General features: G+C 69.8%; 13 protein-coding genes and 1 pseudogene. 6 read left to right on the top strand and 8 right to left on the bottom strand.

All coding sequences use genetic code 11. The features are described from left to right. Positions 1 to 135: 135 nt before the first annotated feature. From AC01Y6_RS07880 to AC01Y6_RS07860, 5 genes are all read right to left on the bottom strand, one after another. The gene (locus AC01Y6_RS07880; RefSeq protein WP_347240182.1) at positions 136 to 378 is read right to left on the bottom strand and encodes a hypothetical protein; all 243 of its coding nucleotides are present in this window, start codon (positions 376 to 378) and stop codon (positions 136 to 138) included. Next, a complete protein-coding gene (gene feoB, locus AC01Y6_RS07875) occupies positions 375 to 2,453 on the bottom strand; it encodes a ferrous iron transport protein B (protein ID WP_476671009.1) in 2,079 nt (692 codons plus the stop codon). The genes AC01Y6_RS07880 and feoB overlap by 4 nt, the downstream gene beginning before the upstream one ends. Next, positions 2,450 to 2,677: a FeoA family protein gene (locus AC01Y6_RS07870; protein ID WP_428716726.1), complete on the bottom strand. Its 228-nt coding sequence runs from the start codon at positions 2,675 to 2,677 to the stop codon at positions 2,450 to 2,452. Before AC01Y6_RS07870 ends, feoB begins: the two co-directional genes overlap by 4 nt. 85 nt (positions 2,678 to 2,762) lie before the next feature. Then, a complete protein-coding gene (locus AC01Y6_RS07865) occupies positions 2,763 to 3,419 on the bottom strand; it encodes a Crp/Fnr family transcriptional regulator (protein ID WP_428720912.1) in 657 nt (218 codons plus the stop codon). A gap of 2 nt (positions 3,420 to 3,421) precedes the next feature. After that, complete coding sequence (locus AC01Y6_RS07860) at positions 3,422 to 4,627, bottom strand: AfsR/SARP family transcriptional regulator (protein ID WP_476671007.1); 1,206 nt, start codon at positions 4,625 to 4,627, stop codon at positions 3,422 to 3,424. Positions 4,628 to 4,859: 232 nt separating this feature from the next. Between AC01Y6_RS07860 and AC01Y6_RS07855 the strand changes: the two genes are divergently transcribed. Then, the gene (locus tag AC01Y6_RS07855; protein ID WP_476671006.1) at positions 4,860 to 5,864 is read left to right on the top strand and encodes a S1C family serine protease; all 1,005 of its coding nucleotides are present in this window, start codon (positions 4,860 to 4,862) and stop codon (positions 5,862 to 5,864) included. On the opposite strand, the pseudogene AC01Y6_RS07850 reads toward AC01Y6_RS07855, so the two are convergent. Continuing rightward, positions 5,841 to 6,926 (bottom strand): annotated as a pseudogene (locus AC01Y6_RS07850) (P1 family peptidase). The gene AC01Y6_RS07855 and the pseudogene AC01Y6_RS07850 sit on opposite strands and share 24 nt — an antisense overlap. A 44-nt stretch (positions 6,927 to 6,970) precedes the next feature. Here AC01Y6_RS07850 and AC01Y6_RS07845 point away from each other — a divergent pair. The 4 genes from AC01Y6_RS07845 to AC01Y6_RS07830 all read left to right on the top strand — a co-directional run bounded on the left by AC01Y6_RS07845 (position 6,971) and on the right by AC01Y6_RS07830 (position 11,288). Next, complete coding sequence (locus AC01Y6_RS07845; RefSeq protein ID WP_476671005.1) at positions 6,971 to 8,032, top strand: class II aldolase/adducin family protein; 1,062 nt, start codon at positions 6,971 to 6,973, stop codon at positions 8,030 to 8,032. Beyond that, a complete protein-coding gene (locus AC01Y6_RS07840; RefSeq protein WP_476671004.1) occupies positions 8,029 to 9,123 on the top strand; it encodes a zinc-dependent alcohol dehydrogenase in 1,095 nt (364 codons plus the stop codon). Before AC01Y6_RS07845 ends, AC01Y6_RS07840 begins: the two co-directional genes overlap by 4 nt. Before the next feature lie 64 nt (positions 9,124 to 9,187). Further along, positions 9,188 to 10,042 (top strand): cell division protein FtsX, encoded by an 855-nt coding sequence (locus tag AC01Y6_RS07835; protein WP_347240173.1) that lies wholly within the window; start codon positions 9,188 to 9,190, stop codon positions 10,040 to 10,042. A gap of 1 nt (position 10,043) precedes the next feature. Continuing rightward, a complete protein-coding gene (locus tag AC01Y6_RS07830) occupies positions 10,044 to 11,288 on the top strand; it encodes a murein hydrolase activator EnvC family protein (protein WP_347240172.1) in 1,245 nt (414 codons plus the stop codon). A 142-nt stretch (positions 11,289 to 11,430) separates the two neighbouring features. On the opposite strand, the gene hpf is transcribed toward AC01Y6_RS07830, so the two are convergent. Together hpf and ftsE are read right to left on the bottom strand one after the other, a co-directional pair. Next, a complete protein-coding gene (hpf, locus tag AC01Y6_RS07825) occupies positions 11,431 to 11,991 on the bottom strand; it encodes a ribosome hibernation-promoting factor, HPF/YfiA family (protein ID WP_347240171.1) in 561 nt (186 codons plus the stop codon). Beyond that, positions 11,988 to 12,716, bottom strand: a complete 729-nt coding sequence (gene ftsE, locus AC01Y6_RS07820) for a cell division ATP-binding protein FtsE (protein WP_428720092.1) — start codon at positions 12,714 to 12,716, stop codon at positions 11,988 to 11,990. Before ftsE ends, hpf begins: the two co-directional genes overlap by 4 nt. 76 nt (positions 12,717 to 12,792) lie before the next feature. Between ftsE and AC01Y6_RS07815 the strand changes: the two genes are divergently transcribed. Next, the coding region (locus AC01Y6_RS07815; protein ID WP_476671003.1) for a S41 family peptidase at positions 12,793 to 13,618 on the top strand (826 nt) is incomplete at its 3' end.

Here is a 13,618-nt window from a genome sequence, read left to right as displayed (position 1 = left end):
GGGCATGCTACGCTTGTTGGTGAAGCGGCTGGCCAGGGCCGCGTAGCTGGCCGTGGAGAGCTTTTACGACAGCCTCTTAGCCCCCGAAGCCAAGGCCTTGCCTAAGCCCCAATGCTGGCCCAAGGCGGGACGGGGTCAAGTCCTCCGTGGGGCGGGCGCTTGGTCCTGCCGCACCCAGAGGGGCTCCTGGTCCTTGGGGCAGACTGCCCGGAAGGCGCAGGCGCCGCAGGCGGTGCCGCAGGCCAGGGGTTGGGCGTAGCCCCGGGCCGCGAGCTTTTCCAGGAGGAGGGCCGCCGTTTCCGGCCTCAGGTCCAGGGCCTGGGCCAGCTGGGAGGCGGTCTTGGGGGTGGCGAGGAGGGCGAGGGCTTCCTGGATCATGGCAGGACCCGGCTCGCCAGGAAGGCGAGGAGGTAGGCCACGAGGAGCTGGTAGGCCACGGCGAAGGTGGTCCAGCGGGGGCCCACCACCTGGCGCAGGGCGGCCAGGGTGGCCACGCAAGGGGTGTAGAGGAGGACGAAGACCAGGTAGGCCAGGGCCCCCTGGGGGCCCACGGCCCCCTTCAGGGCCGCTTGGAGGGGCGTGGGCTCGAGGGGAGGCAGGAGGCTCGGGGGGGCGAGGAGGGCGAAAAGCCCCTGCAGGGTGCCGGAAAGGGCTCCCCAAAGCCCCTCGGCCAGGGCTCTAAGCCCCTCGGCGAGCCCCAGGGGGTTCAGGGCCCCGGCGCCCAGGAAGCTCACCCCTAAGGCCCCTACCACCACCTCCTTGGCCACAAAGCCCGGCACCAAGGCGCCCACCAGCCGCCAGTCGCTGAGGCCCAGGGGGGCGAAGAGGGGGGTGAGGGCCTGGGCCAGGAGGGCGTAGGGGGTGGACCCGGCCAGGGGCAGGTGGAGCAGGGCCCAGATGAGGAGGACCGCGAGCAGGATGGGCCCCCCGGCCCCCCGCACGAAGCTTCCGGTGCGGGCCAGGGAGAGGCGGAGGAGAAGCCTAAGGGGAGGGAAGCGGTAGGGGGGAAGCTCCATGGCGCCCTCGCCCACCCCCGCCCTGAGGACCCTTCCCAGGAGAAAGGCGGTGAGGAGGCCGGTGGCCAGGCCGAGGAGGTAGAGGCCGAAGACCACCAGGGGAGCGCGCTCGGGGAAGAAGGCGTAGGCGAAGAGGGTGAAGACGGGAAGGCGGGCGCCGCAGGCCAGGAAGGGGATGGCCATGACCACCCGCAGGCGGTCCAGGGGGTGAGGAAGGGCCCGGGCGGCGTAGACCGCGGGCACGTTGCACCCGAAGCCCAGCACCAAGGGGATGAAGGCCCTTCCGGGAAGGCCCGCCCAGGCCATGACCCGGTCGGCCATGAAGGCCATGCGGGCGAGGAAGCCCGAGGTCTCCAGGAAGGCCAGGGCCAGGTAGAGGAGGAAGAGGACCGGGGTGAAGGAGAGCACCGTGCCCACCCCCGCCACCACCCCTTCCGCCAGGAAGGAGCGGAGGAGGGGAGGAAGGGGAAGGGCCAGGCTCCAGCCCGCCAGCACCTCCTGGGCCCGGCCCAGGAGGTCCACCCAGGGGGCGGAGAGGGCGAAGGTGAAGCGGAAAGCGAGGAAGAGGGCGAGGAGGAAGAGGGGAAGGCTCAGGAGGGGGTGGAGGACAAGGCGGTCCAGCCGCTCGGTGAGGGAGGGCGGGGCCTCCTTGCGGCGCGCGGCCCGGCGGTAGACCTCCTGGGCCTTTTGGTAGCGGGCCTCGAGGGCGAGAAGGTAGGGGTCAAGCCCCTCCTCTAGGAGGCGCTTCCGCTCCTCTTCGGCGCGCCTCCGGGCCTCCTCGGGCAGGGGCACCGCTTCTCCCAGGAGGGCGAGGAGGGCGAGGGCCCGGCGGGCGGGATGGGGGATGAGGGGCTCAAGCCGGGCCAGGGCCTCCTCCAGGGGAGGGGGGTAGCGCACGGGCGGGTGGGGCACCCGGGCCTCTAGGGCCTTCTCCAGGACCCCGGCAACCTGCCCCCGGGCGGCCACCGCCCCGGCCACGGGAAGGCCCAGGGCCTCCTCCAGGGCGGCGAGGTCCAGCTCCAGGCCCTTGGCCTTGGCCTCGTCCAGGAGGTTCACCACCAAGGCGGTGGGGAGGGCGAGCTCCATGGCCTCCAGGGCCAGGACCAGGCTCCGCTCCAGGTTGCCCCCGTCCAGGACCAGGAGGAGGCGGTCAGGGGGGTCCCTTAGGAGCTCCTTTAGGACCAGGGCCTCCTCGGGGGAGGTGGGGAGGAGGCTGTAGGTGCCGGGGAGGTCCACCAGCTCCACCCGGGCCTCCCCCAGCCTGAGGTAAGCCGAGAGCCTTTCCAGGGTGGTGCCGGGCCAGTTGCCCACCTCGAGGCCCGCCCCCGCCAGGGCGTTGATGAGGGAGCTCTTCCCCGTGTTGGGGTTGCCCAATAGGAGCCAGCGCTCCTCGGCCTTGAGGACCGGGTTTGGGGCCTCGCAGCGGGGGCAGCTCATGCCTCCTCCAGGGGCTCCACGAAGACCTCGCTCGCCTCGCTCCGCCTCAGGAGAAGGAAGGCGTCCCCGGCCCGCACCTCCAGGGGGTCCCCGAGGGGGGCCTCCAGGAGGACCTCCACCACCGCCCCAGGCCTCAGGCCCAGGGCGAGGAGGCGCCGCTTCTCCGCGGGCACCCGGAGGACGCGGGCACGGGCGCCGGGGGCAAGATGGGCTAGGGAAGGCATGGGCATCACCTAAGGTGAGGGTAAACCGAGGGGGGCTCAAAGTCAAGTATTCCAGTCGGATTTTGCGATTCGCTAGTGGGAATCGCTAGCGTTTGACCAGGCTCTCTAGGGCCCCGGGGTCCGGCACCTCCACCCGCCGCCCCCGAAGGCGGATGAGCCCCCGGCGGTAGAGCTCCCCCAGGTTGCGGGAGACCGCCTCGGGCACGGTGCCCAGGAGGGCGGCGAGCTCGGGGTTGGTGGGGAGGCGGAAGCCCTGCCCCTCTTCGGCGAGCCTTTCCAGGAGGAACTCGCAGAGCCTCTCCCGCACCTCGTGGAAGACGGGGCGGTCCAGGAGGTGGAGGAGCCTTTCCTGCCTCCGGGCCAGGTAGCGGATCAAGCTGCGGGCGAGCTGGGGCCTCTCCTCCAGGAGTTGGAAGAAGCGCTCCTTGGGGAGGGCGAGGACCTCGCTTTCCTCCAAGGCCTCGGCGCTCGCCGGGTAGGTGGGGCGCTCTAGGAAGAGGGCCACCTCGGCGAGGAACCGCCCCGGCCCCTCCACGTGGAGGACCACCTGCTTCCTTCCCTCGGGGTCCAGCTTGTACACCTTAATGAGCCCCTTCCCCACCACGAAGAGGCCCCGCACGGGCTCCCCTTCCAGAAAGAGGGGTTCCCCCTTGCTCAGGCGCCGGACCCGGGCCTCCGCCGCCAGGGCCCTCAGGTCCTCGGGAGCGAGCTCGCGGAAAAGGGGTACCTGGCCGAGGTCCATCCTCACTCCTTCAGGGCGAGGAGGCGGTTGTGGGCCTCCTCCAGGAAGGGCTCCAGCTTGAGGGCGCGGGCGTAGGCCTCCTCGGCCGCCTCCTTGTAGCCGAGGGCTTCGGCGAGACCTCCCAGGCGGAGGAGGCCGGAGAGGGCCCTCTCCTGCAGGTAGGCCCTTTCCGCCTCGGCCCACTCCCCGTAGGGGTCGTCGCCGAAAAGGGGGCCCTTGTAAAGCTCCAGGGCCTGGCGCAGGGTCTTGAAGGCGGCGAGGCCTTCCTCGAGGTCCGCCCGGCGCATCAGGGCCTCAAAGTGCTCAAAGTCCAGGAAGCGCTTTTCGGGGAGGTGGAGCCGGTAATAGGCCCCTTCCCGCTCCACGATGCCGGGGAGGGTCTTCCTTAGCCGATAAACCAGGGTGTAGACCTCCTGCCGGGCCCGCTCGGGGGGAAGTTCGGGGAAGAAGGTCTCGGCGAGCTCCTCTAGGTAGGCGGCCCGGTCCTTGTTGGCGAGGAGGAACTTGAAGAGCTGGTAAGCCCCCCGCCTTCCGAAGTCCCTGGGGCCGAGCTCCCGACCCCGGTAGCGCACCCGGAAGCCCCCGAGGGCGTAGACCTCGAGCTCCGGGGCCTCCTTCTCCTTCACCTCCTGGGGGAAGAGGAGGGGGACGGTGAGGCGGGAAGGCCAGAGCACGGGGGCGGCGAAGGCGGTGGGGGGCTTGGGGGGGCGGGCGTGGAAGAGGGTCCCCACGGCCACCACCTCCCCGTGGGCCCAAAAGGGCAGGCAGATGCGGGGGCGGCCCTCGGCCTCCGGGCAGTCGGGCAGGCCCGTCTTCAGGCCCACCACCTGGCCCCGCCAGGCGGGGCAGTCCCGCATCCCGCAGGGAGGGAGCCAGCCCAGCTCGGCGCGGTGCCCGTCCCGCCCCACGAGCCGGACCCCCGCGGCCTGGGAGAACCGCCGCACCTCGGCCAGGAACCTTTCCGTGGCCTCCGTCCCCAGGCCCTGCCGGAGGGCGGCCCCCAGGGCCTCGAGGCCGGCCTCGCCCAGGCGGGTGAGGACGGTGTAGAGGGTGGCGGCGAGGAGGGGGCCAAGGTGGCCCAGGGCCAGCTCCAAGGGGAAGCAGACGTAGGTCTGGTAGCCTAGCAGGGCCTTCAAGGATTCCCGGAGGTGGGGGGTTGGCATGAGGGCCAGGAGGGTCCAAAGTAGGGATAGGGCTGCTGGTCTCATGGCACCCCTCATGAGAGGGGAAACCGGCAGCCCTCTTCGAGTGGTCCCCAAGCATACTTATGCCCGCGGTGAATAAGTGCAAGTTTTGAGGGTCTTCCTCCTCCACCTCTTCCTGAAACGGCCCCACCCCTGGCCGGGGATAGGGTTTTTGCTCCTCGGGTTCCTGCTCCTCTGGCACTAAAGGGTAGCCAAGGCCACCGCTTTGGGCGAGGGGTGAAGGCAAAATGGGGTCATGCGCTCCCTCCGGAGCCTGGCCCTGCTTCTGGTTCTGGGGCTAGCCCTCCACGCCCTTTTCTCCAAGGAGCCCGCCACCCTCTTTACCGAACCCGCCCAAGGGGGCCCCGAGGCCCTGGAGGAGGTCTACGCCCAGGCCCACCCCGCCACCCTTCGCATAGAAGGCCTCGAGGGCGGGCGGGGCACGGGCTTCTTTTACGCCCCGGGCCTCGTCCTCACCGCCTACCACGTGGTGGCCGAGGGAGGGCCTTTCCGGCTTTTTCTGGCCAACCGCACCCAGGCCGAGGCCCGGGTGGTGGGCTTCGCCGAGCCCTTGGACCTGGCGGTCCTGGCCACGGAGGCCAAGGCCCCGGCCATCCTCCCCCTGGAAACGGCCCGGCGCCCCCGGGTGGGGGAGGCGGTGCTCCACATCGGCAACGGGCGGAACCAGTTTATTGCTCCCCGGTACGGGAGGGTGACCCGCCTCGAGGCCAGCCCCTCCCCCTTCCTCCCCCAGGGCCTGGTGGAGACCTCCCTGCCCCTCGCCCCCGGGGACTCGGGGGGCCCGGTGCTGGACACCGCGGGCCGGGCCCTGGGCGTGGCGGTGGCCATCGGGCAGACGGAGGAGGGCTTCCGGAGCTATTTCACCCCCCTCTTCGGAAGGCAGGAAGTCCTGGCGGGCCTGGAAAGGGGCGAGCGGAGCTACTGGCCCTACCTGGGCCTAAGGGGCCCCCGGGCCCTCACCCCGGAGCTCGCCCGGGAGCTCGGCCTCCCCCCAGGGGGCGTGCTGGTGGGGGAGGTGGTCCCAGGGGGGGCCGCCCACCGGGCGGGGCTTAGGGGCTTGGAGTCGGGCGGCGTCCCCGACGTGATCCTGGAGGTCAACGGCGTCCCCGTGAACGCCTTTGAGGACCTCCTCCGGGAGGTGCGCCGCTATAGGGTGGGGGATAGGGTCGCCCTCCTGGTGCGCCGGGGCGGGAAGGTCTCCCGGGTAGAGGTCCTCCTAAGCCCCTTCCCCGGCCGCTAGAAGGGCGTAGGTAGGGAAGCCCAAACCCTCCGCCCACAGCACCCCCCGGGCGATGGCCCGGGCGAGGGCGTCGGCGGCGTAGGCCCCGAGGCGAAGGAGGAGGTAGGGCTCCACCCCCTTTCCCTCCCCCAGGGCCAGGGCAAAGACCAGGTCCCCGTCCAGAGGGGTGTGGGCGGGGCGGAGGGCCCGGGCGAGGCCGTCTTGGGCCATGATGGCGAGCCTCCTCGCCTGGGCCTTGGTGAGGGGGGCGTCCGTGGCCACCACGGCCAGGGTGGTGTGCTGGCCGAGCAGGAAGGGATAGCGGTAGTCCTCGGGGCTTCCCCGGTAGCGGGAGAGGTCGGGGAGGAAGGCCCTTTCCTCGGGAGCGAGGAGGCCTTCGGCGTAGAGCCTCCCCGAAAGGGGGTCAAAGGGGCGGCCGAGGCTGTTCACCGCGGCGAGGGCCACCACCCTAAAGCCCTCCTCCAGGAGGTAGCCCGCAAGGCCCACCCCCCCCTTCACCCCGCCCGCCATGGCCCCCGTCCCCGCCCCCACGCTCCCCTCGGCCACCTCGCCTCCTGCCGCCAGGCAGGCCTCGTACCCCGCTTCCCTTCCCGGGGGCCTAAAGGCCTTTCCCCGCCCGAGGTCGTAAAGCACCGCCCCCGGCACGATGGGCACCACGCCCCCCGGGGTGGGGAAGCCCTTTCCCCTCTCCCGCAGGTAAGTGCCCGCACCTTGGCTTTGCAACACGGGATGCCCGAGCTTTGGCTGTGGGAAAGCTCTTTTGGGGCCCCCACCGCGGCTTTTGCCGCGGTGGGGTACTTAGCCCACCACCCCCTCCGCGGCGGCGAGGCCGAAGGCGCTTCCCCCGGTGAGGAGGACGGCCTGGACCCGTTCCACCGTGTTCTCGGGGGCGAGGAGGTCGGTCTCCCGGGTACCCGGGGCCGCCCCCCGCACGTCCACCGCCGCCACCGCCCCCTCCTCCACCAGGACCACGGTGCACCCGGTGAGGGCCTCCCGGTCGGTGAAGTGGCCCACCCGGAGGCCGGGGAGGAGGGCGCCCTTTCCCCAAAGCGCTTCCGCCATGAGGCCAGTATGGGGTAGCCTATAGGCCAGAGCAAGGAGGTCCTATGTGGGAGTACCTCATCCACGGCGAGCCCACCCCGGGCCTGAAGCCCTTCCTGGAAGGGGTGGGGAAGGCCCTCGAGGCCCAGGGCTTCCGCTTTAACCCGGAATCCGGAGCCCCCAACCTGGTCCTGAACGCCATCACCCCGGAACACCCCAGGCCCTACCGCCGGAGGGCCCAGGCCACCTTCGTGGCCTCGGTGATGGAGCTTCCCGAGTTCCCCCAAGACCCCTTGCGGGAGCTCTACCCCTACCTGGTGCGGGCGCTTTCCAACGTCCTTTTGGCCTACGTGCCGGGCCAGGGCGTCAAGTTCCTCACCCTGGAGCTCGGCCACTACGGGGAGCCCGAGGGGGAAGGCTTTTTTGAGCGGGTGGCGGAGCGCCTAAGGCCCATCGCCTGTAGCCGCTTGGTCATCAACAACATCTTTGAGCCCGACCTCGAGCCCGAGCTCTGGCAGGGGGACGAGCTCACGGAGAGCATGTACCGGGCGGGGAAGAAGCTGAAAGCGTGGGACCTCCTCCCCGCCCCCTTCCCCATTGAGGAGATCCTCTCCCCCGAGGACTTAAGGCACGTGAAGAGGCTCTACGGCATCGGGGGGCTCTCCTACGGGAACCTCTCCGTGCGCAAGGACGAGCGGCGCTTCTGGATGTCGGCAAGCGGGGTGGACAAGGCGAACCTCAAGGAGATCGGCCGGGACATCCTCATGGTGAAGGACTACGACCCCGAGAGAAACGCCATCCTCCTCTCCGTCCCCCCCCACGTGGAGCCGAGGCGGGTGAGCGTGGACGCCATAGAGCACTGGATGATCTACCGGGAGCACCCCGGGGTGGGGGCCATCCTCCACGTCCACGCCTGGATGGAGGGGGTGCCCGCCACCCCCTTCAACTACCCCTGCGGCACCTACGAGCTGGCCCAGGCGGTGGCGGAGAAGGTGCGGGAGGCCAAGGACCCCACCCGGGCCGTGGTGGGCCTCAAGAACCACGGCCTCACCATCACCGGGAGGAGCCTGGACGAGATCCTGGAAAGGATTGAGGGCAAGCTCATCCGCACCGTGCCCATGTCATGAAGGCCCTCCTCTACACCCCTTCCCTCCCCCGCTTCCTCGGGGCGAGGCTTCTCGGCAAGCGCTTTCCCAAAGGGCTCCTTCCCTTGAGGCTCGCCGAGGTCCCCCTCCCCGAGCGGGAGGGCTTCCTTCGGGTCCGGGTGGTTTTAAGCGGGGTCTGCGGCTCGGACCTCGCCCTCCTCTACGGGAAAAGCCCCCCTTCCCTAAGCCCCTTCTTCTCCTTCCCCGCCGTGCTGGGCCACGAGATCCTGGGGGAGGTGGAGGGAAGCCGGGTGGTGGTGAACCCCCTCCTCGCCTGCGCCGACCGGGGGCTTCCCCCCTGCCCCAGGTGCCAGGAGGGGGAGGAGGGGCTTTGCCAGAACGTGGCGGAAGGCCCCTTGGCCCCGGGGATGCTGGGCTATAACCGGGACCTCCCGGGGGGGTGGGGGGAGTGGACCTTGGCCCGGCCGGAAAGGCTCTACCCCATTCCCCCGGGCGTTCCCGGGGAAAGGGCCGTCTTCGCCGAGCCTTTGGCGGTGGTCCTGAGGGGGCTGAAGAAGCTCAGGCCCTGGCCCGAGGAGGTGCTGGTGCTGGGGATGGGGACCCTCGGCCTCCTCGCGGTCAGGCTCCTAAGGGCTCTGGGCTACGCGGGGAGGCTATTCGCCGTGGCCAAGTACCCCCACCAGGCGGAAAGGGCCAAGGCCTTCGGGGCGGACCAGGTCTTCCCCTCGGCCAGGGAGGCCCTCCTGGCGCGGGCCCGGCGCTACCGCTACCTCCTCTTTGAGGGCTTTAGGGGCGGGTACGAGGCGGTGGTGGAGGCCTCGGGAAGCGGCCGGGGCTTCCGGGAGGCCCTCGCCCTCGCCCGGGAAGGGGGGAAGGTGCTCCTCTTGGGGGCGCCGGGGGTTGAGCTTTTGGACCTCTCCCCCTTCTGGTTCAAGGAGGTGGCCCTTTGGGGAAGCTATACCTACACCCGGGAGGAGTTCCGGGAGGCGGTGGGGCTTCTCCCGGAGCTAGAGGGCCTGGAAAGCCTGGTGGGGGGCGTCTACCCCCTGGAAGGGTGGCGGGAGGCCCTAAAGGCGCAGGGCAAGGCCCTCCTCCGGCCGAATGCACCCTAGCGCCAATCCCGAGGAAAAGACCCACTAAAGGCCCTCCTCCGGGAAGGGGCTTAAGATATAGGGCGTGTACGCCCTCCGCGAGGCCCTAAGGCAGATCCTCCGCCACCCCACGGCCAGCCTCGCCACCTTCTTCACCGCCCTGGTTTCCTTCGCCCTCCTCTACTTCCTGGGCCTCCTCCTATGGAACCTGGAAAAGGTGGTGCAGAGCCTAGAGAAGGAGCTGGAAGTGGCCGCCTTCCTGAAGGCGGACGCCAAGGTGGAAGCCTTGATCACCGAGATCCAGGCCTGGCCCGAGGTGGGGGAGGCGCGCCTGGTGCCTAAGGAGGAGGCCCTGGCCCAGCTCGTCCTGGACTACCCCTACCTGGCCGAGGCCAAGGACCTGGTGGAAAACCCCCTTCCCGACACCCTAAGGCTCCGCCTGCGGGAGCCCGGGGCGGTGTGGGCGGTGGCGGAGCGGCTGAAGCGCCTGCCGGGGGTGGAAGGGGTGGAGTACGGGGGGGAGCTCACGGAGCGTCTGGTGCAGGTGCTTTCGGGAAGCCGCCTGGCCATGGGGGTGCTGGTGGGGCTCCTCCTCCTCAACACGTTCTTCAGCGTGATGGGGTCCATCCGCCTTTCGGTGGAAAGCCGCAAGGAAGCGCTTTCCATCATGCTCCTGGTGGGGGCTACGCGGCGCTTCATCCAGGGGCCCTTTGTGGTGGAAGGCCTTCTCCTGACCCTGGTGGCCGGGCTTTTGGCGGTGCTTTCGGGAGGAAGCCTCTACCTGGGGCTTTCCCGGGCCCTCCAGGGCCTCCTTCCCTTCCTCCCGGTTCTGGGCCCGGGGGACCTCCTGCGAACCGCCCTGGGGGTCCTCTTCCTTGCCCTGGTGCTCGGGGCAGGGGGAGCCTACGTGGCCAGCCGGGCTTACCTGAAAGAGGTCTAGGATGGCAAGGCTCGGGCTTTGGCTCTGCCTTCTCCTTTCCTTCCTGGCCTGGGGGCAGGACGTGGCCACCCAGGAGAAAAGGGTGCGGGCCCTCGAGGCCGAGGCCGCCCGGGCCCGCGTCCTGGACCAAAAGGCCCAGGAGCAGATCCAGCGCTTGAACCGGGAGCTTGCCCGCCTCTCCCAGAGGGTGCAGAACCTCCTTCTGGAAAAAGCCCGTCTGGAGGAGGAGATCCGCCGCCTCGAGGGGGAAAGGCAAGCCCTGCGCCGGGAAATCGCCCAGCTCAAGGAAGCCGTCCGGGAGACGGAGGCCCGGATCGCCAAGCTGGAAGGGAACCTGGCCGCCCTAAAGGAGCGGCTCAAGGCCCTGATGCGAAGCCTCTACCGGGAGCGGGCCGGCCGCTACCTGCCCCTTCTTCGGGCCCAGTCCTTCACCGACCTGGCGGTGCGGGCCCGCTGGGTAGGTTACATCTCCCGGCAGGACACCGAGCTGGTGCGCCTTTTCCAGGCCACCCTCAAGGCCCTCAAGGAAGAGCGGGAGCGCCTCGCCCTCCTCCTCCAAGACCTCACCGCCAAGGAAGCGGCCCTGGCGAAGAACCAAAGGAAGCTGGAATCCCAGCGCCAGGGCCTCGAGGCCACCCTGAAAAACCTCCGCCAGGAAGAGGAGGGCAAAAAGGCCCTCCTACGGGACGCCCTCACCGAACGCCAGCGCCTGCAAAGGGCCTTGGCCGAACTCCAGGCCAAGGTCCTGGAGGAACGGCGAAGGCTCCTGGCCCTTAAGGAGGCGGAACGGAGGCGCCAAGAGGAGGCCCGCAGGCGCCAACAAGCCCAGGGCCAGCCGACCGTGGTGGTGCCCCCACCCTCCCTCCCCGCCACCGTGGGGCGCCTGTCCTTCCCCGTGCCCGGGGGGCGGGTCCTGGTCCCCTACGGGCAAGAGGGGCCCTTCCAGGTCCTCCAAGGCCCCTCCCCGGGAAGCCTCGTCCAGGCGGCGGCGGAAGGGTACGTGGCGGGGATCCTCTACCTGCCCAACCTGGGCTACACGGTGATGCTGGCGCACACGGAAACCCTCTCCACCGTCTACACCAACCTCCAGGAACCCCTGGTGCAGGAGGGCGAGCGGGTGCGCCAGGGCCAGGTGCTGGGCTACACCGGGGGAGGCCTCCTCATTCCCCCGGACGAGCTGGAGTTCCGGGTGGCCGTGCGGGTGGGCGAGGAAACCCGCTTCGTGGACCCCTCGGCCTACTACTAAGCGCCCGCACCTTGGCTTTGCCACACGGGATGCCCAAGCTTTGGTTGGGGGAAACCCTCTTTTGGGGCCCCCACCGCGGCAAAAGCCGCGGTGGGATACTTAACCCGCCCCGGCCCTCGCCAGAGCGAGCCCCTAGCCCGGACTAGGCGGGCTCTATGAGCCCGTAGTTCCCGTCCTTGCGGCGGTAGAGGACGTTGATTTCATCGGTCTTGGCGTTCCGGAAAACGAAGAAGTCGTGCCCCAGGGCCTCCATCTGGAAGGCGGCCTCCTCGGGGTCCATGGGCTTCATCTCAAAGCGCTTCACCCGCACGATCCTGGGGCCCTCCTCCTCCTCGGGCTTGCGCAGGGCCTCGAGGTCCCGCACCTCGGGGGGCGGGGGGCCCTGGTAGGAGTGGCGCTTGCCCACAAAGCGGCGCTCCTTGAAGCGCTTGAGCTGGGTCTCCAGGCGGTCCACCATGCGGTCAATGGCGGCGTAGAGGTCGGGGTCCTCCTCCTCCACCCGCACCAGCCCCCCGGGGAGGTCCACCTGCGCCTCAGCCTTGGCCTTGCGCTCCACGTGCTGGCTCCCAGCCAGGGAGAGGACCACCTTGGCCATGAGCTCCCCGTTTTGGTAGCGGTCCAGGCGGGAAAGCTTTTTCTCCACGTATTCCCGGATGGCGTCGGTGATCTCCAGGTTGCGGCCGATGAGCTTGTAGATGTTCATGCGCCCTCCTTTCCGCCCCGGTCAGGGCTTTGCCTTACCCTTATGGTACCACCTTCCCCAAGACGCTCGTCCCGCACCACCTGCCCCGCCTTCAGGACCACGATCCGGGCGGGGTAGGCCTCCAGGAGCTCCCGGCTGTGGGTGGCCACCACCACCGTGGCCCCCCGCAGGTGGGCCTGCTTCAGGATCTCCAGCACCTGGAGGGCGTTTTCCGGGTCCAGGTTGCCCGTGGGCTCGTCGGCGAGGACCACGGGCGGGTCCAGAAGAAGCGCCCGGGCCAGGGCCACCCGCTGGGCCTCCCCCACGGAAAGCTCTTCGGGAAAGGCCCGCTTCTTGTGGGCAAGCCCCACCCGCCAGAGGGCGGTGGCGATGCGCTCCGGCCACTCCCTATGGGGCACCCCCCGCACCCGGAGGACGAAGGCCAGGTTCTCTTCCACGGTGAGGTCCGAAAGGAGGCGGTGGTCCTGGAAGACCATGCCGATCCTGCGGCGGTGGAGGGCGATGCCGTCCCCCCTCAGGGCCTTCAGGTTCTGCCCGGCGAAATAGACCGCCCCCTGGGTGGGCACGAGCCTCCTCAGGATGAGGGCCAGGAGGGTGGACTTGCCCGCCCCTGAGTGGCCCACCACGTAGACGAACTCCCCCTTCTTGACCTCGAGGCTCACGTTGTAAAGGGCCTTGGTGCGGGTCCTGGGGTACTCCAGGCTCACCCGGTGGAAGGCGATCATGCCCCCACTATACGGAAGGCGGGCCACGGTTGCTTCTCATGGAAAGGCGCTATAGTGAAACTCAGTGAGGGAGAAGATGAAGCGAAGCGCATGGCTCATCGCGGGGTTGGGAGTTCTGGCGGCCTTGGTGTACGCCCAGCTCCCCCGCCCCCAGGCCGAGACCCTTCTGCAGAACCCCAACGGCCAGGCCCTCCTGGAGGTCTACCAGAGGATCCAGCAGGACTACCTGGAGCCCTTGCCCAAGGAGAAGCTGAACGCCCTCCTGGAGGGGGCCATCGGGGGCATGGTGGCCGCCTTGAAGGACCCCTTCACCGGCTACTCCCCGCCCCAAAGGGCGAGCCTCAGGCAGGAGGACCTCAGGGGGGAGTTCTACGGCATCGGGGCCACCCTCTCCGCCGCCAACCCCGACGGCACCGGGGCCAAGATCGAGGGGGTCATGAAAGGCCTCCCCGCCCAGCGGGCGGGCCTCAGGACCGGGGACGTGATCCTCGAGGTGGACGGGGAGGACGTGACCTCCCTCCCCCTCCAGGAAGTGGTGGCCCGCATCCGGGGCCGGGAGGGGACCAAGGTCACCCTGAAGGTGCGGCGGGAAGGGGTGCCCGCCCCCTTGGTCTTTGAGCTCGTGCGCGAGCGGGTGGAGATCATCTCCGTGTCCACCGCCAAGGTGGGGGACGTGGGCTACGTGGCCCTGGAGACCTTCGCCAACTTCAAGGTGGAGGACCAGCTGAAGAAGGCCATAGAGGACCTAAAGGCCCAGGGAGCCAAGAAGCTCATCTTTGACCTCCGGGACAACAGCGGGGGCCTCCTGGACCAGGGGTGCGCCGTGGCCAGCGCCTTCCTCAGGGAGGGCCCCATCGTCTACACCCGCACCAAGAACCTCACCCGGGTCTGGTGCGAGGCCT

The sequence above is a fragment of the Thermus sp. genome (assembly GCF_056332225.1).
The sequence above is the reverse complement of the archived record's forward strand: the minus strand, read 5'-3'. Positions and strand labels throughout refer to the sequence as shown.